General features: G+C 62.6%; 15 protein-coding genes and 1 pseudogene. 15 read left to right on the top strand and 1 reads right to left on the bottom strand.

Features of this window, described 5'->3' with window-relative positions:
* Positions 1–5 precede the first annotated feature (5 nt).
* The 6 genes from tssG to FKL89_RS10665 all read left to right on the top strand — a co-directional run bounded on the left by tssG (position 6) and on the right by FKL89_RS10665 (position 8285).
* Positions 6–1148, top strand: a complete 1143-nt coding sequence (gene tssG, locus FKL89_RS10690; protein WP_156862743.1) for a type VI secretion system baseplate subunit TssG — start codon at positions 6–8, stop codon at positions 1146–1148.
* Between the two features lie 39 nt (positions 1149–1187).
* The gene (gene tssH, locus FKL89_RS10685; RefSeq protein WP_156862742.1) at positions 1188–3866 is read left to right on the top strand and encodes a type VI secretion system ATPase TssH; all 2679 of its coding nucleotides are present in this window, start codon (positions 1188–1190) and stop codon (positions 3864–3866) included.
* 91 nt (positions 3867–3957) lie between these two features.
* Complete coding sequence (locus tag FKL89_RS10680) at positions 3958–4413, top strand: hypothetical protein (RefSeq protein WP_156862741.1); 456 nt, start codon at positions 3958–3960, stop codon at positions 4411–4413.
* 7 nt (positions 4414–4420) lie between these two features.
* The gene (locus tag FKL89_RS10675) at positions 4421–5782 is read left to right on the top strand and encodes a tetratricopeptide repeat protein (RefSeq protein WP_156862740.1); all 1362 of its coding nucleotides are present in this window, start codon (positions 4421–4423) and stop codon (positions 5780–5782) included.
* Positions 5779–6855, top strand: a complete 1077-nt coding sequence (locus FKL89_RS10670; RefSeq protein WP_156862739.1) for a methyltransferase domain-containing protein — start codon at positions 5779–5781, stop codon at positions 6853–6855. The genes FKL89_RS10675 and FKL89_RS10670 overlap by 4 nt, the downstream gene beginning before the upstream one ends.
* Before the next feature lie 224 nt (positions 6856–7079).
* On the top strand, positions 7080–8285 hold the full coding sequence (locus FKL89_RS10665; protein WP_156862738.1) for a patatin-like phospholipase family protein: 1206 nt from the start codon (positions 7080–7082) through the stop codon (positions 8283–8285).
* A gap of 1651 nt (positions 8286–9936) precedes the next feature.
* On the opposite strand, the pseudogene FKL89_RS20570 reads toward FKL89_RS10665, so the two are convergent.
* Positions 9937–10653 (bottom strand): annotated as a pseudogene (locus FKL89_RS20570) (serine/threonine protein kinase); the annotation flags it as partial.
* Positions 10654–10919: 266 nt separating this feature from the next.
* On the opposite strand from FKL89_RS20570, the gene FKL89_RS10655 reads away from it, so the two are divergent.
* The 9 genes from FKL89_RS10655 (at position 10920) to tssM (ending at position 24044) form a co-directional block, all read left to right on the top strand.
* A complete protein-coding gene (locus FKL89_RS10655) occupies positions 10920–12083 on the top strand; it encodes a serine/threonine-protein kinase (protein ID WP_156862736.1) in 1164 nt (387 codons plus the stop codon).
* 346 nt (positions 12084–12429) lie between these two features.
* Positions 12430–13239: a cold shock domain-containing protein gene (locus FKL89_RS10650; RefSeq protein WP_156862735.1), complete on the top strand. Its 810-nt coding sequence runs from the start codon at positions 12430–12432 to the stop codon at positions 13237–13239.
* Positions 13240–13350: 111 nt separating this feature from the next.
* Complete coding sequence (locus FKL89_RS10645) at positions 13351–13827, top strand: hypothetical protein (RefSeq protein ID WP_156862734.1); 477 nt, start codon at positions 13351–13353, stop codon at positions 13825–13827.
* Between the two features lie 34 nt (positions 13828–13861).
* On the top strand, positions 13862–16237 hold the full coding sequence (locus tag FKL89_RS10640) for a type VI secretion system Vgr family protein (protein ID WP_156862733.1): 2376 nt from the start codon (positions 13862–13864) through the stop codon (positions 16235–16237).
* Positions 16238–16250: 13 nt separating this feature from the next.
* Positions 16251–17372 carry a hypothetical protein gene (locus tag FKL89_RS10635; RefSeq protein WP_156862732.1) on the top strand — a complete coding sequence of 374 codons (1122 nt, stop codon included), beginning with the start codon at positions 16251–16253 and terminating at the stop codon, positions 17370–17372.
* Positions 17373–17384: 12 nt separating this feature from the next.
* Positions 17385–17774 (top strand): hypothetical protein, encoded by a 390-nt coding sequence (locus tag FKL89_RS10630; protein ID WP_156862731.1) that lies wholly within the window; start codon positions 17385–17387, stop codon positions 17772–17774.
* A gap of 17 nt (positions 17775–17791) precedes the next feature.
* Positions 17792–19126 (top strand): type VI secretion system baseplate subunit TssK, encoded by a 1335-nt coding sequence (tssK, locus tag FKL89_RS10625; protein ID WP_156862730.1) that lies wholly within the window; start codon positions 17792–17794, stop codon positions 19124–19126.
* Positions 19123–20466 carry a DotU family type VI secretion system protein gene (locus FKL89_RS10620; protein ID WP_156862729.1) on the top strand — a complete coding sequence of 448 codons (1344 nt, stop codon included), beginning with the start codon at positions 19123–19125 and terminating at the stop codon, positions 20464–20466. The genes tssK and FKL89_RS10620 overlap by 4 nt, the downstream gene beginning before the upstream one ends.
* Complete coding sequence (gene tssM / locus FKL89_RS10615; RefSeq protein WP_156862728.1) at positions 20463–24044, top strand: type VI secretion system membrane subunit TssM; 3582 nt, start codon at positions 20463–20465, stop codon at positions 24042–24044. Before FKL89_RS10620 ends, tssM begins: the two co-directional genes overlap by 4 nt.
* Positions 24045–24047: the final 3 nt, after the last annotated feature.

The raw sequence follows: 24047 nt of genomic DNA, 5'->3' as shown, positions 1-24047 counted from the left end.
GTTGCATGTCCAGCATCGCCAATTCACCCGCCGCCAATCCTTCACCAGTGCAGGGTTTGCCGCCGCGCGACGCAGCGAACCGTCTGGCGCGACTGTTTTCCGGCTTGTCGGCCGATGCGACGCGGTTCGACTTCTACTATGTAATGCGCCATGTCGATGCCTGCATCGAGGGTGATACCCCCCTCGGCCGTGCGCCGCGCCCGCGCGATGAACCGCTACGGCTGACGCAGCACGCCTCGCTGATGTTTGCACCCGCCACGCTTTACCAATATCGGGAGGGCGTCGCTGCCAGAGGGTTGGGTCGACTGTCGGTGCATCATTTCGGGCTGTTCGGCCCGAATGGTGCCTTGCCGCAGCACATCACGGAATACGTGCAGGAACGGTCGTTGCACTACAAGGACGACACCATTGCCCGTTTCTGCGACATCTTTCAGCACCGCATGATTCTCCTGTTCTACCGTGCGTGGGCTGATTGCCAGGCGGTAACCAGCCTCGACAATCCCGGTCGTGACCACTTCGGTCGCTACGTCGCCAGCCTGGTCGGACTGGGTCAGCAGAGTTTGCGCGATCGTGACAGCGTTCCAGACCATCTGAAACTCCATCACGCCGGTCACTTGACGCGCCAGACGCGCAACCCGGAGGGCTTGATTCGTGGCCTCTCTGCGCTCTTGCGCGTGCCGGTTTCGATGCGTGAGTACTGCACGCAGTGGCTGCGGCTCGCAGAAGGTGATCGCACCAGGCTGGTCTCTGTCGCATCGGCCGGGGACGGTGGCCAGCACCGGATCGAGCTTGGCACAGCCTCATCCCGCCTGGGTCAGGGAGCGATTGCTGGCGCCAAGGTGCCCGATGTACAGAGCAAGTTTCGTCTGCGGGTGGGAGCGATGCCGCTCGCGGAGTTCGAGCGCTATCTGCCCGGCGGAGTACGCTTTCTGCAAATACGCGACTGGGTACGCAACTATGTGGGCGTCGAGATCGCCTGGGATGTGCAGGTCGTACTCGAACGCAAACAGGTACCGGCGACGCAATTGGGTGTCGGTGGCCGTCTGGGTTGGACCAGCTGGATGGCCATGCCTGCTGCGCGGCGCAATCGGGACGCCGATGACGTCATTCTCGATGCCGAACGACTTACTGACGCCAGTGCTGTGTAGCGCGTCGAAACCAACATTGTCCAGAAAGAGGGGATGACCATGTCAGAAATCAGCCGTACCGCGCTCTTCGGAAAACTCAATCCGCTGCTCTACAAGGCGATCGAAGGCGCCACCGTCTTCTGCAAGCTGCGTGGCAATCCATACGTCGAGCTGGTGCACTGGGTGCACCAGATTCTTTCCAACAACGACAGCGATCTGCATCGTATCGTCCGCCACTTCGAGGTTGATGCGTCGAAGCTGGCGGCAGATCTGACCAAAGCACTGGATCGCCTGCCGCGCGGCGCCACTGCGATCTCTGACTTGTCAGAGCACATCGAAATGGCCGTCGAGCGCGCCTGGGTGTACGGCACGCTCAAGTACGGCGATGCGCAGGTGCGCAGCGGCTACATCATGGTTGGCCTGGTCAAGACGATGGGGCTGCGCAACATCCTTTATGGCATCTCGAAGGAGTTCGAGAAGCTGGGGATTGATGCGCTGTCCGACAAGTTGCCCGACATTGTCAAGGGCTCCCCGGAAGACGCGCTCACCGCCAGTGACGGCACCGGCATTGGCGGCGAACCGGGCGAGGCAAGTGGCGCCATGGCGCCAGCGCAAATGGGCAAGCAGGAGGCGCTCAAGAAGTACGCCGTTGACCTGACCGAGAAAGCCAGAAAAGGCGAAATCGATCCGGTCACTGGCCGTGACGAAGAGATTCGCCAGATTGTCGACATCCTGATGCGCCGGCGGCAGAACAACCCGATCCTCACTGGTGAGGCGGGCGTCGGCAAGACTGCGGTTGTCGAGGGTTTTGCGCTGCGTCTGGCCAAGGGCGATGTTCCTCCGCAATTGAAGGAAGTATCGTTGCTGACGCTCGACATCGGCCTGTTGCAGGCGGGCGCCAGCATGAAAGGCGAATTCGAGCAGCGACTGCGGCAGGTCATCGACGAAGTGCAGGCCAGCCCCAAGCCAATCATTCTGTTTGTCGATGAAGTCCACACGCTGGTCGGTGCGGGCGGGGCGGCAGGCACAGGCGATGCGGCCAACCTGCTGAAACCGGCGCTGGCGCGTGGCACGTTGCGCACGATCGGCGCCACCACGTGGGCAGAGTACAAGAAGTACATCGAGAAAGACCCGGCGCTCACCCGCCGCTTCCAGGTGGTGCAGGTGCCGGAGCCGGATGAGCCAAAAGCCATTGCCATGCTGCGCGGCGTCGCCACGGTGCTGGAGAAACACCATAAGGTGCTGTTGCTCGACGAAGCGATCGCCGCAGCGGTGACGCTGTCGCACCGCTACATCCCGGCCCGGCAATTGCCCGACAAGGCGGTGAGCCTGCTCGACACCAGTTGCGCGCGCGTTGCGGTGAGCCAGCATGCCACGCCGCCGGAAGTGGAAGACACTCAGCGGCGTATCGAAATGCTGGATGTCGAACTTGCCATCATTGATCGCGAAGCTGCCGTCGGCATCGAAGTCGGCACTCGCCGCGCCGATGCCCAGGGCCAGCGCGATGCAGAGGCGGCCAAACTGGCGACGCTGGAAGCGCGCTGGAAAGAGGAGAAAGCGCTGGTCGACACCATCCTTGATCTGCGTGGCAAGCTTCGCGGCTCGGGCGATGGCAAAGTCGATACGTCCGTCCCGCTTGGGGATGATGCCCGCGCCGCGATGCTCAAGGAATTGGGTGAACTGCAGGGCAAGCTGGCTTCGATGCAGGGCGATGCGCCGCTGATCCTGCCGGCGGTGGACGCGCAGGCTGTGGCCTCAGTCGTTGCCGACTGGACGGGCATCCCGGTTGGGCGCATGGTCAAGAATGAGGTCGAGGCCATCCTCAAGATCGCCGACACGCTCAACCAGCGGGTGATCGGCCAGCGCCACGGCCTGGACATGATCGCGAAGCGAATCCAAACGAGCCGCGCCAAACTTGACAACCCGAACAAGCCCATCGGCGTCTTCATGCTTGTTGGTCCCTCCGGCGTCGGCAAGACCGAGACCGCGCTGACGCTTGCCGAGCAGCTGTACGGCGGCGAACAGAACATGATCACCATCAACATGAGCGAATTTCAGGAGGCGCACACCGTCTCCACGCTCAAGGGCGCACCTCCGGGCTACGTTGGCTATGGCGAAGGCGGTGTGTTGACCGAGGCGGTGCGGCGCAAGCCCTACAGCGTGGTGCTGCTCGATGAAGTCGAAAAGGCGCACAGCGATGTGCATGAGATCTTCTTCCAGGTGTTCGACAAGGGCATCATGGAAGACGGCGAGGGCCGCCTGATCGACTTCAAAAACACCGTGATCATCCTGACCAGCAATGTGGGCAGCGAGCTGATTATGAGCATGACGCGCGATCCGGAACTGATGCCGGAGCCGGACGCCATCGCAAAGGCGCTGCGCGAGCCCTTGCTCAAGGTGTTCCCCGCCGCGCTGCTCGGCCGCATTCAGGTGGTGCCGTACTTCCCGCTCTCCGACGAGATGCTCGGCAACATCATCCGCCTGCAGCTCAACCGCATCAAGAAGCGTGTCGCTGAAAATCACAAGGCGGAGTTCAGCTACAGCGACGAGGTGGTGAAACTCATCGGTTCGCGCTGCACCGAAATCGAGAGCGGTGGCCGCATGATTGATGCGATCCTGACCAACACCATCCTGCCGCGGCTGTCCGAGGAATATCTGCGGCGTACGATCGATGGCAAGGAGCTGCAGAAGATCGCCATCAATGTCGCTAACGGGGATTTCGAATACGTCTTTGACTGATGAGGGGCGCCCGGTGCTGAGGCCGTGATCGCCACAGCGTCGCGCGCAGGAAGCCCCGCGCGCGCTCACCAATACACATCAGGGACGCATCATGCCAACACCCGCCACGCCTGCACAGGGCGCCAATATTGTCAGCTATCTCCAGGCGCGAATTGGTCAGCAGATTGACCGCGGCGAGTGCTGGGATGCGGCAGAGCGGGCAATCCAGTCCATTGGGGCAAGGCGACCGGGCAGCGATCTCTACGTCTGGGGGAGTGTCGTCCAGCGCAGCAATCTTCAGCCGGGCGACGTTCTGCAGTTCAGTCAGTTCACAACGACGACCGAAGACGCCGATGGCAACACGCAGACCTACACCTTTGGTCTGCCGCGCCACACGGCTGTCGTTGCTTCGGTCAATAGCGATGGATCGGTCAATCTGCTGCATCAGAATTTCGGCGGCAGAATCGTCTCATCGCTGGACACGATCTATCTGAGTGGGGGCGCGCAGGGCTCAGTCACGGTGACCGTCTCCGGGTCAGTCACTTGTTATCGCCCTCAGTTGCCATAGGACTGCAATGACAGTCAATGAGGCGCCCAGCAGCGGCCTGACAGGCGGCGGCAATACGGAAGGACCGGTAAGCCTGACGCTCGCGGAATCGATCGAACTGGTTCGAGGGCTGCTTGCCAATGGCAAGGCAGCGGCAGCTGAAAACTTGCTGAATGCGATTCTTGAGCAGTTGCCAGACGAGCCCGACGCGTTGCATCTGTTGGGTGCGTTGCGCGACATGCAGGGCCGGTCGCTTGAAGCGTTGCCATTGATCGAACGATCAATCGCGCTGATGCCCGAGGAGCCGGGGCGCTGGAACGACGTCGGCAACGTACTCGCCAAGATCAACCGCAAGCCAGATGCAGTGAAGGCCTATCGCCGCAGCATCGAGCTGGCCGGCGAGACCATCGGCGCTGCCAGTGGCTACAACAATCTTGGTCGCATGTTGTTGACGGATAGCCTCATTGATGCCGAGGCCGCGTTCCGGCGTGCGACCGAGCTTTCGCCGGGATTTGCCTACGCCTGGTACAACCTTTCGCAGACGCTGATTGAGCTGGGTCGCACCGCCGAGGGGGTCGATGCCTGCGGTCAGGCCATCATCCTGGCGCCGCACATGGCCTCGCGCGAGCATGTGGCACGCGCACTGGTCCACCTCGGTCACACCGAGGAAGCCATCGAGCACTACCGCAGATGGCTGCAGGAAGACCCCGACAACCCGGTGCTGCAGCACCATCTGGCAGCCCTGACCACGCCCGACACCGCTGACCGTGCCAGTGACGCTTATGTGGAAAAGGTGTTCGACGGCTTTGCAGCCAGCTTTGACGACAAGCTTGCATCGCTTGAATACAGGGCTCCAGAACTGATTCGCGACGCTTTCGCATCGGTCTATCCCTCAGCGGCGGCGTCACTCGATATTGCCGATGCCGGTTGCGGCACCGGGTTGTGCGGGCCATTGCTGGCACCGTGGGCCCGACGGCTTTGCGGTTTCGACTTGTCTGGCGGCATGCTGTCGAAGGCTCAATCGCGCAGCGTCTACACCGATCTGCACAAGGCCGAACTGGTCGCGTTTCTGCGGGATAGCGTGGCGGCATTCGATGTCATTGTCTCGGCCGACACACTTTGCTACTTTGCTGCATTGGGCGACGCCATGCGCGCCTCGCGTGATGCGCTGCGTCCCGGCGGCCATGTGTTCTACACGGTCGAAGCCTCGGACGATGACACGCAGCCACATCGCCTGTTGCCGTCCGGGCGTTACGCGCACAGCCTGGTCCATGTTGCCTCCTCAGCCAGTGCTGCCGGCCTGCGGGTAGTTGCCATCGGCAGAGTCAAGCTGCGCGAGGAAGCTGGACGACCGGTCACTGGCTGGCTGGTAACACTTTATCGGCCGTGAAAACGACCAGCCACGCCGACGCCGAAGCGACGCTGCGCGCCCGGCTCGCGGAAGGGCCGGATGACCTTGAAACCCTGGTCGCGCTGGCGGACCTGCTGGCGGAGCAGTCTCATGATCGTGAGGCCGCGAGCCTTTACCGGCGAGCGTTGACGCTTCACGACAACGATGCGCGGGCATTGTGCGGCCTCGGCCTGATCCTGCATGCTTATGGCGACTATCGGGAAGAGGGCATCGCCTTGCTGCAACGCGCGCTTGCGTTCGATGCCACTCGCCTCGATGCCTATCGCCCGCTCGCCTGGGCACTGAATGAGTTAGGGCGCCGTGGCGAAGCCGTGGGCGTCGTCCAGGCATGGTGCGAGGCTGACCGAAGCGATCCAGCGGCACAGCACCTGCTTGCCGCTTATTCCGGTGCGGGTCTACCAGAGCGTGCGTCGGATGAATTTGTGCGCAAGACCTTCGACGACGGTGCCGGACAGTTTGATTCGTTGCTGCGCGAGAGCCTGCACTACCGGGCCCCGGAGGCGCTGTTCGAACATATGCAAGCGGTCATGCCGAGCCCAACCGCGCAGTCGCTTGATGTCCTCGACATGGGCTGCGGCACCGGTCTGTGCGCACCGCTGCTCCGTCCACTGTCACGCCGGCTGGTGGGGGTGGACTTGTCGGCAGGCATGCTGGAGCGCGCCGTCGCGCGATCTGGTTATGACGAACTGCACTGCGCCGAACTCACGTCGTGGCTGGCAGAAGTCAATGAGCAGTTTGATCTGCTGTTTGCGGCCGACACACTGCTTTACTTCGGCGATCTGGGGTGGATACTGGGTCTCTCGCAACATGCATTGCGCCCTGGTGGCTGGTTCGCATTTACAGTTGAGGCGTTACCCGATGCGGTGGCGGGCAGTGGCGTCGAACTGGCCACCACTGGCCGCTTTCGGCATAGTGAGGTGCACTTGCAGCGTGCACTCGCCGCAAGTGGGTTCGCCAACGTACAGACGATGGAAACGCGGTTACGGTTTGAAGCCGGTGCAGCGGTGATGGGGTTTGCCGTCGTGGCGCAACGCCCCGCGTTTCCGACGTGATTCGAGTGAACGTCGAACAGGCAACTTTTGAACGAAAGCCCTATTCGGAAAGGGCTGACAGTCCAATTGAGACCAAGTCGACTTATGAGAAAACATGCCGTTGGCCCTCGCCAAATGGTCTTCTCACGGAAAAGTCAATCAGGTTACCGGGCGGCGATTTCGCCGCCGGCTTGCCGCTGAGGGCCGATTTGCGCCGCATTGGAAGCGCGGGTTAAGCTGACGCTATGGCGCTGGGAACCATCATTTATTCGGGGTTGATGCAGGAGGGGGGCGATCGGCGCGCACTCGTGCTGATGGGGGGCGGCGCGCGGACGGCCTACCAGGTGGGTGTACTAAAGGCCACGGCGGCGCTGCTGCAGCAGACCGGCGCCGAGGCCGCGCAGGGGTTTCCGTTTCAGGTGCTGGTCGGCACGTCTGCGGGGGCGATCAACGCGACCTCGCTGGCTGGTTACGCCGAACTGGGCCTGCAGGCGTTCACCGAGCTTGGCCGATTCTGGGAGATCGTCCGCTCGGCGGACGTCTACCGGATCAACGAAACCTCTGCCAACGCGTGGTTTGGCGGCAGCAACAAATATCTGGCTGCGATCAACCTCACGCGCGGTGCGCTCGCCCACGGCGCGATCCTCGACAACACGCCGCTGATCGCCACCCTGCGCAAGGCGATCTCCTTCGACGGCATTGAGCGGGCATTGCAGCAAAACGTGCTTGCAAGCGTTGCCGTCACCGCATCGAGCTATTCGAGCGGGGTGCACTGGACGTTCTGCCATGCTGACGACGATTCCGCCACACCGCCGTGGAATCGCCCAGGCAGACGCGCAGAGTTCCAGCAAATCACCGTTGACCATCTGATGGCCTCCAGCGCCATTCCGATCGTGTTTCCGGCGACCGCGCTGACCGTGGATGGTCAACCTGAATACTTCGGTGATGGCTCGATGCGCCAGATCTCGCCGCTATCGCCGGCCATGCACCTTGGCGCTCACCGCATCATGGTGATTGGCGTCGGGCAACCCAAACGCTCCGGTCTCGGGCGTGACGCCCCGACGCAGGAACGCCCGGGCCTGAGCGCCGTGGCGTCGCACGCGATGGCCAGTGTCTTTCACGATACGCTGCAGGCCGACGTTGAACAGGCACAGCGGGTGACAGAAACGCTCAAGCGCTTGCCGCCCGAGGTGGCAGCCGTGTTGCCATACCGGCCGGTGCAGGTATTTGCCATGCAACCTTCGCAATCGCTGGACGCGCTGGCGCTGCAACATGCCGCAGAGCTGCCGCTGGCGACGCGACAATCGCTTGGCGGCCTGATCAGCGGCAGTGGTGGCGCGTCGTTGGCGAGCTACCTGTTGTTTGAGCCCGGTTTTATTGATGCACTGATGCGTCTTGGACAGCGCGATGCCTACGCCCGCGCTGCCGAAATCATCGAATTCTTCCGCTAACCGCCATCATCGCAGCGGCCGTGGCAAAACCTCAATAACTGGTCGCGCCGCGAACCAGGCGCCAGGCGCGCTCGAAAGCCCGCTTGTAGTGCGGATGTTCGCGTTCCCCGGCATCGACGTTGTAGCTGCGATCAGCGCGCAGCATGGCGGCGTACATGCGCTCGCAGCTCACTTCGTCGCCGTTCTGGCAGTAGCTCACCGCCATGTTGTTGTACGCCACAGCCTTGTCACGTCCGCTGGCTTGTGCGTGATTGACAATCTCGGTCCACAGATTGCGTGCAGCGAGCAGTTCACCGCGTTTGAAAGCGGCCATGGCTTGCGATGAGATTTCCTCGATTCGCCGGGGACCAGGTGGCGGCGCAGCGGGGGTTGCCTTTGTCTGCTGGCTGGCCGCATCCTGTCTGGCCTTGGCGGCGGCGAGACGATCTTCCTCCTCCTGCCGCAAACGGCGCGCACGTTCATCCTGCTCGGCCTTGGCTGCCGCTGCGGCGCGTTCCTCAGCAGCTCGCGTCCGCGCGGCCTTCTCGTCAGCGTCAGCCTTCGCCTTGGCCAGCTTATCGGCATCCGCTTTCGCCTTGGCCTTTTCGTCCGCGTCCTTCCTGGCCTTTTCGGCTTTCTCGGCCTTTTCTCGGTCAGCCTTCTCTTTGTCGAGGCGATCTTTCTCCGCTTTCGCCTGCGCGGCAGCATCGACTGACGGCTTGACGGGATCGGCCTTGGCGACGACAGGCGGCACGGTGGCTGCAGGGACCGCCGGCGCGGTGGTGTTGGCAACCGGTGGATCGGATTTGACCGCTACCGGCGGCAAGGTCGGCGGCACGGCCGGGTTGGCGTCTTTCGTGTCTTTGTCTGTTGCCGCGGCGCCCGGCTGCTTGTTGCCGTTTGCTGATCCGGAATCACCGGAGCGACCAAGCAGGAAGTAACCGCCAGCGGCCAGCACTGCGGCTACCACTACGCCGGCGATCCACGGCGCGGCACTCCCCTTGCGGGCACCGTAGTCGGCGTTACGTGAGCCACTGCCGGCAACCGAGGGCGGCGGCGCCGCAGGCGGCGTGGGCGCGGTGGCCGCCGGCTTTCTTGGCGGAGGCGGCATGCGCGTTGGCGTTGCCAGTCCGCCCGCAATTGACGAGGCAGCGGTGCCCGCACCGCCGGCAGCCGCGGCCGGGCGTGCCGAGGCCGAGGGCGTTGCAGCCGTCGACGAGGCGCCGCCAGCGACCATCTGGCCGGTGATTGGCGGTCCTTTCCACACCACGGTGGCATCGCTGTCTTCGTCGGTATCTTGCGGAAAGACCCGGTCCACCGGTGGCTGGGTTGCCACCCGCGTTGCCGTTGCCGGCGCTTGCGTGTTTGCCGGCAATACCGCCGTGGGTGCGGTGACGGGGCCGGTGACCGGGCGTGACCCGGTGGTGGCGCCACCCGCAGCCGATATGGTCGCCGGGCCATCATGACGAACAAAAACGGTACGCGGCTCAACCGGGAGGGGTTCCGTCCAGCCGAGTGCGTCGCGCAGCTCGTCGACGCTCTGAAACCGGTTCTCCGGTCGCACGGCGAGTGCCTTGACTGTCGCTTCAACGACATGCTCCGGCACCGAAATCTTGACCTGGCTGCCGAGGTTGCGCAGCGGGTCGGTAATCATCCGCGCCACAGCTTGTGGCGGCGCCGAGCCGACCAGCAGGTAGTAAAGAACTGCACCCAGGCCATAGACATCGGTCCATGGGCCTTGCTGCATGGTGCCGTCATCGACGTATTGCTCGATCGGCGCATAGCCCGGCTTGAGTACTGTGGTCAGCGCCTGGGTCATGCCGCCAATCACCAGCCGCGCGGCGCCAAGGTCCAGCAGCACCGGCGCGCCGTTCTCGCGCATCAGGATGTTGTCGGGAGACACGTCACGGTGAATGACGTTTTGCGCGTGCAGCAGCGTCAGCGCATCGAACACCGGCTCGAGGATGCGGCGAATGCGGGTTTCGTCCAGATCGGCGGCTGTCTGGCGCATTTCGCGCAGCGTCTTGCCGGCGTAGTAGCGCATGGCCATGTAGGCGGTGCCGTTCTGCTCCCAGACGCGGTGCACCTCGACCATTGCGGGGTGAGAAAAGCGCGCCAGCATTTGCGCTTCCCGCAGGAAATTCTTCAGCCCTGACGTGAACGCGTTGGTGTTGAGCTGGGAACGAACCTGGACCGACTGATTACCGGTGCGGCCGGCAATGGACGATGGCAGATACTCCTTGATGGCAACCGTGCGATCAAGCGTGGCCTCGTAGGCGAGGTAGACGATGCCAAATCCGCCTTCGCCGACGACTCCGGTGATCCGGAAATCGCCGAGCACTGTGCCCGGGGCCAGTTGGTTCAGATTTTGCTGCGACGGAGTTTCCATCAGTGCCCGATGGCAGGTAGACCGGTCAATTATGGCGTTTCCGCCGACAAACAGAAAGACGCATTGCGTTACGCAATCGTGACGAAAGCCCGTCCGGCATGGCTTTGTGCAGATTTCATACACATTGGTGCCGCCATCGGTGACGCGAACGGGGTCGCGGCTACGTCTCTACGCTAACCTTTCCAGTTGCGCAAAACACACTGCAAAATTGACGATTTGCGGGTTTCCACCACCGCAGCATCGCATTGCGCCAACCGTAACTTCGCATGACCGCGCCCAGCCTCACTCCAAGCACAATCGATGTACTACCTGCCGGAAGCGTGCTGACCGGCTACCAGATCACCGGCCTGATCGGTCAGGGCGGATTCGGCGTGGTGTACGTGGGACGCGATACCCAGAGCGGGCGCACGGTGGCGATCAAGGAGTTTCTGCCGACGGCCATCGCCGGTCGCGCCAGTGATGGCCGCATTGCCCCACGTTCGGCCGACTTTGCCAACGCCTTTGCGACCGGTCTCAAGGGTTTTCTGCGTGAAGCAAACTTGCTCGCCGAGTTTGCCCATCCGGCACTGGTTGCCGTACACCGGGCTTGGGAGCAGAACGGTACCGCCTACATGGCCATGCAGTACTACCCGGGCAAGACGCTGCGCGAGGTTCGCCTGCGCGCTGCCACCAGTCCGACCGAGGCGCAGATTCAGTCTTGGCTGGCGCCGGTTTTTGAGGCGGTCTCGGAGCTGCACGCCCACCGGGTGATTCACCGCGACATTTCACCCGACAATATTCTGGTCATGCCCGACGGCGCGACCGTGCTGCTTGATCTCGGCGCTGCGCGGCAGGTGCTCGGCGGCATGACGCAGGCGCTGACCACCATCCTGAAGCCCGGTTTCGCCCCCATCGAGCAGTACGTCGAAGACGGCAGCATGGAACAGGGCCGATGGACCGATGTCTATGGCCTGGGCGCAGTCATTTATTTCCTCGGAACCGGCCGCCCGCCAACGCCGGCCACCTCGCGTATCGTTCGTGATTCGATGCCGCCGCTGCATGAGGCGGCACCTGCGGCTGGGTACTCGCCTGCATTGCTGACCTCGGTCGGCCGGGCGCTCTCAATCAGGGCGATTGATCGTTTCAAAAGCATGGCCGAATTCCGGGCTTCGCTCGGCTGGATCAAGCAGCCGCGTGTGGTTGCACAGGCAGCCGAGGTCACCAGTACTGCGACGCCACTGGCCACCGCGCAGCGTGTCTCGCTGACAGCGCCGTTGGCTCCGCCAGCAGCAGCGCCAGCTGCGGCGCCGGTCGCCGACCAGGCCGGGAAGGCGGATCTCCGCGGCAAAGGCTCGAACTATCCGCCGTCGTCGGGGGGCAGCGGCAAGTGGGTAGCGCTGGCCGTGGTTGCGGTACTGGTCGCTGTCGGTGCCTGGTTTGTGTTGCGCTGAGCCTCGCCAACGCGGGTAATCGTGTTTGGTCGTCCGCAGTGGCGGACGAATTGACACTGTGATCAGCTTTTTAGCGAAACCCATTCTTCAATTGGGCTAGTAGGGCGATAGTCGTAGAAGTCGACTATTGTCGAAATAGTCCTTCAAGCCCATATTGAATGGCGCTTGACGCAATGAGCTGTATGCGTTCGTGATCCCGCTGCGCGGCGATTGCGATGGCGTAACGTGACGATACGTCGGCGCCGCTCGCCGTCCTTTGCCGCCACTGATCTTTGGCCGATAATGACCAGCGTCGAATTTGCGATTGGTCGTGGCGTTTGCCACGGCCCTCAACGGAGAGGGGTTCATGGCGGAAATGCGCTGTTCCATCAGTCTGGTCATCAACGGTGGCCGCTGGTTGCAGGAGGGTGAGGCGCTGGCCGCACAGGGTGATGTTCCGCGCCAGTGGTCGCTGGCCGGCTTGCAGGACTACGTGCGGCTATCCATTGGCGGCAGACTCGGGCACACGCTGGAGCAGACAGCGATCGTCGAACAGCGCTGGTGCCGTGCGAAACCCAGCGCGGCTGATGGCGAGGCAGTCGCGGCCGCAGCGGCCGTGGTCACTGCACCGCACGTTACCGCGGATGACACTGGCGCCGGGCTTGCGCTGGAGGCTGTGGAGGCCGCCGCCCTCGTCAAGTGCGATGTCATGGTGACTGTCGGTTCGCAGATCACCTGGCAGCCACTGCGGCAGAAGCTGGAGGCCGCCGGTGTGCAACTGGTTGAGCTGCTGTTGCCCGCGAGCGGCAAAGTGGTGGTGTCCACTGAACGGGTGATCGACCTGCGCGAGCTGGTCAAACGGCAGCACGGCAACTCACCGGTCTCCGCAATGTTCAAGACGGTGGCGGCTCCCGCAGTCAACGCGCCGGCCGCAACGCGCAACACCGTCGAGCACGATGATTCGTTTGCGGCCAACGCCATTCTCGGCACTGTGAAGGCCCTGGCCAAAGGCTACGGTACGGTGACGCGCAAGGACGGCCGGGGTGAGGTGCAGTTTCTCGCCGGCCACGTGTCGCCGCCGGGCTTTGAGTTCATTGAGGTTGGCGACACCGTGCGCTTTGATGTCGTCAAGGTGAGCTCCGGCAAATGGCAGGCGCAGCGGGTGGTTCGCTCCTGAGTTGGTTGCGCATTGTCGTTGCGACGCTGTCGCGTTTCAATACCTGCCTGCGTCTGTAGTGTGAGAGTCAGGAGGCGTTGTGCCTCGCCGTTTTCTTCATGACGCCGTCCTATGGTAATCCTCCGCATCTGGCTTCCGTCGCGCAAGACCCCCCGTAGCAAGGGCTTCAGTTCAATCGACGTCGATAGCCCTTCCGGCTCAACCTACATGAGCGTGCGGCCGGTCGACCCGAAAGAAGACCGCCTGCTGAAGACACCCACCGCGACACTCGCTGACGACATCGAGGCGGAAGGTGGCGATACCCCGCATCTCTGGCGCTTCCGCAATCTCGACGAAGCGCGCATGATGCGCATCTGGGATCAGTTCAAGGGACTTGGCGCCGCCAAGTGGAAGAACGATGCCACGGAGAACTGTTTTCACTTTTGCGACATGGTGCTGGCTGCGGGGCAAGGCATTGACGTCGAAGCGTTCTCCGGCGCATCACTGACCAATCGGGCGAAAGGCGCCCTGCATCTGGCGACGCTGGCGTTCTCGCATACGACGCTGGCGGCCCGGGCCGAAGACTATCTCAAGGTTAGACACTGCTAGCCAACACGCTGCAGCCACAAGAAGGACACACTGAATGGAACGCCTTGTCGACATCACCACGCCTTTCGGCGATGCGGTCTGGTTCCGGCAAATGACCGGTACCGAGGCGCTGTCGGTGCCGTTTGAATTCGAGGTGGTGCTGCACAGCAAGCAGTCCGGCCTGAGCGCCAAGGCGGCACTCGGCAAGGACTTCACGCTGAAGGTGGAGACCGAGAAGAGCGGCAGCGTGCGTTACTTCAATGGCATCTGTACGCGCTTCGGCAGTGCTGGGCGTGAGGGCGACCATCTGGTCTATGTCGCCCGTATGCGTCCCTGGCTGTGGCTGGCCAGCCGCCGTAGCGATTGCAAGATTTTCCAGTTCAAGAAGGTTCCCGACATCATCACCGAGGTGCTGGCGCGCTACGGCTACCCGATCACCAAGAAGCTCACCAAAACTTACCGCCAGTGGGACTACTGTGTCCAGTATCAGGAAACCGACATGAATTTCGTCATGCGCCTGATGGAGCACGAGGGCATCTACTTCAGCTTCGAGCACGCAGCCGGTACGCACACGCTGGTCATGTCTGACGACATGGCGGCGCACCCCATGCTGCCAATCAAGCCGAGCATCAAGTATTACGGCACCGATGCCACCACCGTGGCCGACGAAGAGCACTTCAACAGCTGGCTGGTGCGTGAAGAGGTCGATTCAGGCGAATACTTTGCCGACGACTACGATTTTGAACATCCGAAGGCGGACCTCAAGACCAAACGCTCAGGGCCGATGGGGCATTCGCATGACAACTACCAGCACTATGAATGGCCGGGTGGTTACGTCAAGCACGCCGATGGCGAAGCGTATGCCGCTGAACGAATGGACATGCTCGCGGCCGAGCATGAGCGCACGCAAGGCCACACGACCGTGCGCACCATGGCGCCCGGCTACCGGTTCAACCTCGAACGCTGCCCGCGCAAGGACCAGAATCGGGAATATCTCGCCGTCGCCGCGACGTACTTCTTCCGCGATAACGCACGCATGTCGTCAGGCAGCGGTGAGGGCGACGCCGACTGGGGCATCATGGTTACGTCGCAGCCAACCACGATTCCGTACAAGCCACAACAGTTGACGCCCAAGCCCCTGACGCATGGCCCGCAGACGGCGGTGGTGGTGGGGCCCAAAGGCGAAGAGATCTACACCGACAAGTATGGTCGAGTGAAAGTTCACTTCTTCTGGGACCGCTACGACAACAAGGATGAAAACAGCAGTTGCTGGGTCCGCGTCAGCCAGCCCTGGGCCGGGGACAAATGGGGCTTCATCCACATCCCGCGTATCGGTCAGGAGGTCATCGTCGACTTCATCGGTGGCGATCCCGACTACCCGATGATCACCGGCCGCGTCTACAACGCCGACCAGATGCCGCCCTATGGCCTGCCGGAAAACAAGACGGCCAGCGGCATCAAGTCGCGTTCGACCAAGGGCGGTGGCCCGACCGATTTCAACGAGATCCGCATGGAAGATCTCAAGGGCAAGGAGCAGCTCTACGTCCATGCCCAGCGCAATCTTGATACCGTGGTCGAGGCCGATGAATCGCGGATGGTGGGTCACGACCGTGCCACGCGGATCGGGCATGATGACGACCGCTTCGTCGCCAACGATGATCGTCATGTCATCAAGGGCAACCAGAGCATTCAGGTAGAAGGCAACGAGACCTTCAACGTGAAATCGAATCAGGACACCACCGTCAATGGCAACCAGAGCAACATGGTTGATGGTGATCGCACGCAGAACATTGGCGGTGATCTGAAGGAAAAGACTGGCGGCAATCACGTCGAAACCATCAGCAGCAACCATACGGTCTCGGTAGGCGGCGATGAGTCCAACTCGATCAGCGGCAGTCAGACCAATATGGTCCTGGGCGGCCGCAGCACGACCGTAATCGGCAACGACAAGACGCTGATCGCGGGCACCGCCTCCTATTCCGCTGCCCGCTACAACGTCATGGGCGCTACGCAGTACTCCGAGACTTGCATGACGCGCAAGGCGACGGTGATGGGGACCGACACTACCAAGATTGTCGGTATGCAGACCGAGACCATCGGTGGCAAACGGTCTGCGCAGATTGGCGGCCTCGACAGCACCGAAGTCGGCGGCGCCCACACGCTGAAGGTGGCGGGCATGAGTTCGACACAGGTCGGTGGTGCCATCAGTGCCCAGGCCGGTGCCGCGATCAGCTTCACCGCAGGTGCAGCAGTCACCATCAGCGCCGGTGGCGCGGTCACCATCACCTCGGCATCGGTGACGATCACCGCCGGCGTGATCAATCTGGTTGGGGTGGTCAACGTCGCCGGCATGCTCAATGTAGCCGGGGTCGTCACCACGACGTCGCTGGTATCGCCGCTCTACACCCCCGGTGTGGGCAACATGATCTAGGTTGGCAGCCCGTATGAGTGATGACAACACCCCGGCTCCCGTTGCAGCCTCAGGCAGCACTGCCGAGGCGGCTCCGGTACCAGCCATTTCCATCTGGCCGGCAGCCGTGTTGCGCGAGCAACTGCGCTCGGCAGATGCGGCTGCGCGCCTGCGTGCGCTCGCGCAGGCCGTGCAGCCTGCCGCGCCGCTAAACGAATGCGTCGACGACGTCGTGCACTGCGCCACGCTGTCTGCCGACGACCCCCTGGCCCTGCGGGTTGCCGCCATCGCCCTCGGATCCGCAGCACGTGAGCAGGTCGGCGAACCAGCCTTGCTGTGTCTGGCGGCGATGACCGGCCCTGAACACGATGTGCAGGTGCGCATCGCAGCTGCGCATTCGCTCTATCGGCAGCAACGGGTGCCAGCGAAAGCGTTTGCTGGCGTTGCCGGCCTGCTGGTGCATGCCGAGATGCCGGCGCGCAAGGTTGCGGCGCTCGCTCTGACCCTGGCTGGCACCGCGCCGGCAGGCGATATTGCAGCGACCATGGCAGCGGTCAGCCCAGCGCAGTGGACCAGTGAAGGACTGGCGGCGTTGGTCAACAGTGCTGGCGATTCGGAGGAGCGCAAGCGTGCCGTGGAGCAGTTCGTACTGCGCGGTATGAAGGATCTGCCGTTGGTGCCGGGCGGTGTGGCTGCCTATGCGGCGCTGGCGCGTCTGGGTGCCAGCAGCGCATCGCTAAACGCCTTGCTGCGCATAGCGGTCGAGGCAACCGACGCCACGCACTGGCATGCTGCGCTTGACGCGCTGGGTGCGCTTGGTCCGCTGGCTGCATCAACAGCACCGGAGCTTGGCCGCGCGCTGGAGAGCACCGACGATCCTGAACGCGAAGAGGCGCTGTGCCGGGTGCTGGTGCAGTTGCGACCATCGGCGGGGCAGTTGCCGTTCAAGCGTATGGTTGCCCGCGTCGCAGGTGCCCCGGATCGTGCCGTGGCGGCACATTGCATGCTGCTGACTTTGCACGCAAACGAATTCGCCGCCGCCGCGCGCGCCCTCACACTGCGCTTTGCTGACGCCGGCGAGGCGTTACGCAAGGTGCTATCAAAAACCCACGAACTGCTGACCGGCTCGCCTATCGAGCAGCCGCAGGCGTCCTGATGGAGCACTGAAGTGGCAGACATGATCGATAGCATGGCAAAGACGATTGAGGACACCAAGTCCTTTGTCGACAAAGCCAACGAAAAGATGGACAAGGCGTGCCAGCTGCTGGACGAAAACATCCAGACCGTCAATCAGGCGCGCAAGGATTACGAAGAGATCCGCGAGCTGGTCGAGCAGGCCAAGGCCGATCTCGCCGAGGCGGTAAAGACGCTCTCCGATGGTGCCGACCAGGCCTCCGACGGTAACCTGCCGGCGCTCATCGCAACGATCGCGCAGGCGGTGCCGAAAGTGACATCGGCAGTACAACGCTACACCAAGGTGGTCTCTGACTTGAAGAAAAAAGCGGAGAACTACAAAAAAGCCGTTGAGCATAATATTCAGGTCGTGCAATCGTTCTGACGCACTGGGGGCAATTGATGGGTGATCGCAGTCGCGTTGTATGGTCCGAGGGCATGTTCCTGCGGCCGCAGCATTTTCAGCAGGCCGAGCGCTTCCGCGAGTTTTCGCAGCATCAGCGCGGCCTGGCGGCGGAAGGGCACTTCTGGGGATTTCACACGCTGGTGCTTGATGCCACCTCACTGGCCATCGGCAAAGTGGCGATCGCCCGGGCGAGCGGCGTGATGCCGGATGGCACCACGTTTTCATTTCCGGACCCCAACGAACCGCCGAAGGCAATCGAAATTCCCGACACCCTCAAGGGCAAGCGGGTATCACTGTGCCTGCCGGTGTACCGCACTGGCAGTGAAGAAGTGTCGTTCGATGACGATGCCCGGTCATTGGCACGGTACAGCGTCATTGACGAGGACGCGCCTGATCAGAACTCGGTGGCTGGTGAGCCGGCACCGATCCAGCTTGCGCAACCGCGCTTGCGCCTGTTGCCGGATGGCGAGGTCCCAGAAGGCTGGATGACGCTGGGCGTCTGTCATGTCACCGAGCGACGAAATGACCTCTCGGTAGCTCTCGGCGAGTCGTTCATCCCGCCGGTGGTCGCGGCCCATGAGAGCGCCGTACTGTCGGGGTTCCTGCGCGAACTGGCCGGTCTGCTGCATCACCGTGGCGAGGCGATCGCGGCCCGTCTGTCGGCGCCTGGCAAAGGCGGTGTATCCGAAATTGCCGATTTCCTGATGCTGCAACTGGTGAATCGTTACGAGCCGATGGTGGTGCACCTGTCACAGTTGCGCACGCTGCATCCTGAAAGGCTTTACGCCGAACTGCTGGGACTGGCGGGTGACTTCACGACATTCACCCGTGACAATCGGCGCCCGGCGGACTACCCGGTGTACAACCACGACGATCTTGCTGGCTGCTTCACGCCCCTGATGCACGATCTGCGTCGGTCGCTTTCAATGGTGCTCGAGCAGAACGCCTTCCAGATTGAATTGCTGGAGCGTGCGTACGGCGTTCGCGTCGCGGTGATTGCCGACAAGGAGCTGATCAAGAGCGCGGCGTTCGTGCTCGCAGTGGCGTCCGAGCTGCCCGGCGAGCAGGTGCGCAAGCTGTTTCCGACTCAGGTCAAGATCGGTCCGGTCGAGAAGATCCGCGATCTGGTCAATCTGCATTTGCCCGGTGTCGGTCTGCGGCCGCTGCCGGTGGCGCCGCGGCAAATCCCCTACCACGCGGGCAACAACTATTTCGAGCTGGACACCGCCAGTGAGTTCTGGCGTGGCCTTGAGCGTTCCGGTGGTCTCGCGATGCACATCGCAGGCGACTGGCCCGGTCTGAAGCTTGAGTTCTGGGCGATTCGCGCATGACAACCCCCGCTAATCTGGATCCCTTTGCAATCCTCGCGGCGACGCCGGGTGCTGTGCCTGTCGGCATGGCCGTCGCGCCGGGGCCGGCGCCTCAGGAGGCTCCGTCCGCCATCGGCGAGCCGCAGGTCGCGGCAGACCTGCCGGAGATTCTCAGCGGCGCCAATGCACTGGCAATCGCCGCCAACCCGCTGTTGAACCTGATTCCACAGATTCGGGTGACGCCGCATCACCCGGATCCTGAACAGCTGCGCAATTACTTGGTCGATCAGGTGCAGTTATTTGAGCGGCGTGCCCGTGAAGCACAGGTGTCGCCGGAGACACTGATCGCCGCTCGTTACGCGTTGTGTACCGCGCTTGATGAAACTGCTGCCAAGACGCCGTGGGGGGGCGGCGGACAGTGGTCACGGCATTCGCTGCTGGTTACTTTTCATAACGAGACTTGGGGCGGCGAAAAATTCTTCCAGGTACTTGCACGGCTGGTGCAGGACCCGAAGAAACACATCGACCTGATCGAGATGATGGCGGTGTGCATCGCACTTGGGTTTGAAGGCCGCTTCGGTGTGGTCGACAACGGCCGTTCACAACTGGAAACCCTGCGTCGCCGGCTGGTGGAAATCATCAATGGCGCCCGCGGAGAACACTCCAAGGCGCTGTCATTGCACTGGCAAGGCGCCGAGGCAGATGGCAAGTCGCGCTGGGGCTTCCTGCCGCTCTGGATCACCATCGGTGCGACGCTGACGTTGCTCGCCGGAATCTTCTTTCTGTACTACTTCTTCATCGCGGACAAGTCGAGCACTGTCTTCAGTGCGCTCAACTCGATCCGGCCGCCAAAAGCGCAGGCGGTCAAACCGCAGCCAGCGCCGACGCGCAGACTCGCGCAATTTCTCGAACCGGAAATTCGCGAAGGTTTGGTGTCGGTCAATGACTATGCAGACCGCAGCGTCATCGTCTTGCGTGGCGACGGCATGTTCGATAGCGGCCAGATTGATGTCAAGCCCCGCTACCTGAGCGTCATACAGCGCGTTGCTGACGCGCTCAACGCAGTTCCAGGCGCGGTACAGATTACCGGACACACCGACAACGTACCCATCCGTGGCATCAGGCGCTTCCCGTCGAACTTCGAATTGTCGCAGGCGCGGGCGGAGGTGGTGCGCGACATGATCGATTCGCGACTTACCGACAAGCGGCGCACGAGAGCGCAGGGCAAGGATCAGTCAGAGCCCGTGGCGAGCAATGCAACACCCGAGGGCAGGGCTGCCAACCGCCGCGTCGAAGTGGTGTTGCTGGTACCACCAGCGGAGCGTGATCGCGAGCTGAACGCAGCGCAGGGGAAACAATGATGTATTACCTGCGCATGATCTTTCGCAAGCTGTTCAATCGCACCACGCTGACCATCCTGCTGCTGTTGCTGTTGTCGGCGCTGATCTGGTGGATCGCGCCGATCATCCAGCTCCGGGACTTCTTCCCGTTCGCGCCAGCCTGGGTGCGCTGGACCATCATTGGGGTCATCTGGGCACTCTGGTTGATCCGGGTGCTGTTGCGGTGGTGGCGCGAGCGCAATGTCAACGCAGCGCTGCTCAGCCAGTTGTCGAAGATGCAGAGCAACGCCAAGCCGGGCGATCCGGCGGCGGGCAGCGAAGAGGTCGCCGAGCTCAACAAGCGCTTCAAGGATGCCGCCGACATCCTCAAGAAGACGCGCTTCACCAGTACGGAGAAGGGCGGATTCCTGTCCGGTCTGTCCAAGCAGTATGTCTACCAGCTCCCCTGGTATGCCTTTATCGGAGCGCCAGGCTCCGGCAAGACAACGGCCCTGGTCAATGCCGGCCTGACGTTCCCGCTGGCCGAGCAATTCGGAAAGGCGGCGATCCGCGGCATCGGCGGCACCCGCAACTGCGACTGGTGGTTCACCAACGAAGCGGTGCTGATCGACACTGCCGGCCGCTACACCACGCAGGAAAGCAACGAGTCCGTCGACAAAGCCGAATGGCAAGGCTTCCTGGCACTGCTGCGCAAATTCCGTCCGCGGCAGCCTTTGAACGGCGTACTGCTCACGGTGTCGGTCGCCGATCTGCTGCAGATGACCGCGCAGGAGCGGGAAGTGCATGCGGCCACGTTGAAGGCCCGTCTGAATGAGTTGCGCGAAGGTCTCGGCGTGCAGTTCCCGGTCTACGTGCTGGTCACCAAGACGGACTTGCTGTCCGGGTTCTCCGAGTACTTCCTGAACTACACGCGGGAGGATCGCGCTCAGGTCTGGGGCTTCACGCTTCCCTACGATCCGAAAGCGACTGAGCCGATCGCCGTGCGTGAATCGTTCGCACGCGAATTTGACCTGCTCTACAAGCGTCTGAATGATGGCATGCAGCAACGTCTGCTTGACGAACCGGACCTGTCGCGGCGCGCACTGGCCTACACGCTGCCGCAGCAACTGGCAGGTATTCGCGACGTATTGTCGCGCTTGCTCGGGGCAGTGTTCAGCGAGTCAAAATTTTCCGAGCAACCCATGTTGCGCGGTGTGTACTTCACCTCTGGCACCCAGGAGGGCACGCCGTTTGATCGTGTCCTCGGTGCGATGCAGCGGACGTTCCGCGTTGCTGCCCGGGTGCGTGCTGCGGAAGTCGGGGCAGGCACCGGCAAAAGCTACTTTCTGCAGGACCTGCTGCAGAAAGTCATTTTCAAGGAGCACTTCATTGCCGGTCGCAACATGGCGATGGAGCGGCGCATGCGGTGGCTGCGCTGGGCCGGCATTGCCGCTTGCGGCATCGCGTTCCTGTGGGCCAACATTGGCTGGTGGATGAGCTACGGCAACAACAGTGACTACATTGCCGAGGTCAATACCAAGACTGACGCTTTGCGCGAAACGGTCGCCGGAATCTCGCCGGCGCCCAGCGAAGACGCACCGGCACTGTTCGCTGCGCTCAATCAGGCACGGGACGCAGCGCACAGCTCAAAGTTCGATTTCGACAACCCACCGTGGCGTTATCGCTATGGTCTGTTCCAGGGCCCGAAACTCGACACCGCAGCCCAAGCCGTTTACCAGCGCCTGCTGGAAGATAGCCTGATGCCGCGAATCGCTGCGCGGGTTCACTCGCGGTTGCGGGCAGCTGCTGCCAACAAGACCGAGGCCAGCTACGAAGCGCTCAAGGCCTACCTGATGATGTACGACAGCGGCCGCGTCAAGGATGAGTTTGTCAAAAACTACGTGGGCGGCGATTGGCTCGCGGGTTTACCACCGGATGTCCCCAGCGAATCGCGCAAGCAGTTGCTCAGTCATCTGGAAGAGCTGTTGCGCATTGGCGGTTACAAATCTCCGTTCCCGCAGGATGCCGAACTGGTTCGGCAGGTTCGCGACACGCTGCTGCAACAGGAGCCGGCAAAGCGAGCCTACAACTTCATCAAGTCGCAACTGATCGGCATTGACCTGCCTGAGTTCACTGTCATTCGGGCGGCGGGGGACCGTGCGCCTGCCGTGTTCGAGCGCCGCAGCAACAAATCGCTCAGCAGTGCCGGCATTCCTGGCTTCTTCTCCGAGCGGGGTTACAACGAGTACTTCCTGAAAGGCCTGGCCAACTGGGGCGCTGGGCTGGGTCTGGAAGAGGCGTGGATTCTCGGCCGCAGCAACCCGACGGCAAGCGCCACCAAGGCGGCGACTGCGGCGTTTGACGCCAGCGGCATGGACCGCCGTATCCGCGAGTTCTATCTGCAGGATTTCGCCAACGAGTGGCAGAACTTCCTCAACGACATCCGGCTGCGACCGCCGCGCAGCATGACTGAAACAATCGAGTGGGCCAACGTCCTTGGTGCAGCCGATTCGCCGCTGGTGCTACTGACGCGTGAAGTGGCCACCCAGACCATCCTGATCAACACGGAATCCGGCCCCGGCAATCGCGTCAACCAGATCAAGGAATCGGTCAAACGCGGGCTGGATGAAGTGACGGCAGCCACCGCAGCGCTTGCCAACGCACCAGTCAACACCAACCGCCCGGAAATGATCGTGCAGGAACGGTTCCGCCCGTTCAAGGAGCTGGCGTTGCCGACCGGCAAAGGTCGCATCGATGAGGTTGCCCGCGAAATCCTCGACTACGGTTTGACACTGCGAAACGACCAGGCCGCACTGGCCGGCGGCAGTACGCGCCGGTCGCAGGAAGCCGATGCCAAGCTGGCAGCGCGCGCTGCGCAGTTGCCATCGCCACTGCGGGAGATTGTCGAGGGGCTGACCAGCAGCGCGTCGAAGCTGACGCAATCGACGGTGTTGAAGAACGCCACCGCACAAACCGCTGGCGCGGTGGGTCAGACCTGCCCGGCGGTGGTACGAGGTTATCCGTTCGATCGCCGCTCGCAGCAGGACGCCTTCCCGCAGGACTTCGCGCAGGTGTTCGGACCGTCCGGGGCATTGAAGCAGGCGTTCGACCAGATCGCCTCTGCGGTCGACAAGTCGCGTAACCCCTGGGCCGCAAAGGCAGGACCAGAGGGTGCGGCGGCGGGGCGGCCCGAAGACTTGCGACGATTCATGCAGGCCGAGGAGATTCGCGAGACTTTTTTTGCCGGCAGTCGCGGCGCTCCAGGGTTTGAACTGGATGTCCGGGTGAGCTCATCGCCGTCCGGCACAGATCGGGTGGAACTGGATGCCGATGGCACCGTCGTCGTGGCCAATGAGGATAGCAAGCGGGTCGTCTGGCCGGGACCGAAGAACAGCGAACGGGTACGACTGACGGTGGGCGGTCGACCAGTGGTCGAAAAGTCCGGCTTCTGGGCGTTGCATCGCCTGCTTGATGCCAGCCCCTCGGGCGCGGCACCCGGCAGCACCATCGCTACGTTCAACGCAGAAGGGCGCGAGATTCGGGTCGAGCTGCGTGCGCGGTCGGTCCGCCATCCGCTGACGCTGCCTGCGCTGCGTGGTTTTGCGTGTCCTGGGCGCTAGGGA

This window comes from Casimicrobium huifangae (assembly GCF_009746125.1).
GTDB lineage: Bacteria > Pseudomonadota > Gammaproteobacteria > Burkholderiales > Casimicrobiaceae > Casimicrobium > Casimicrobium huifangae.
This window is presented reverse-complemented; position numbering and strand designations above follow the sequence as displayed.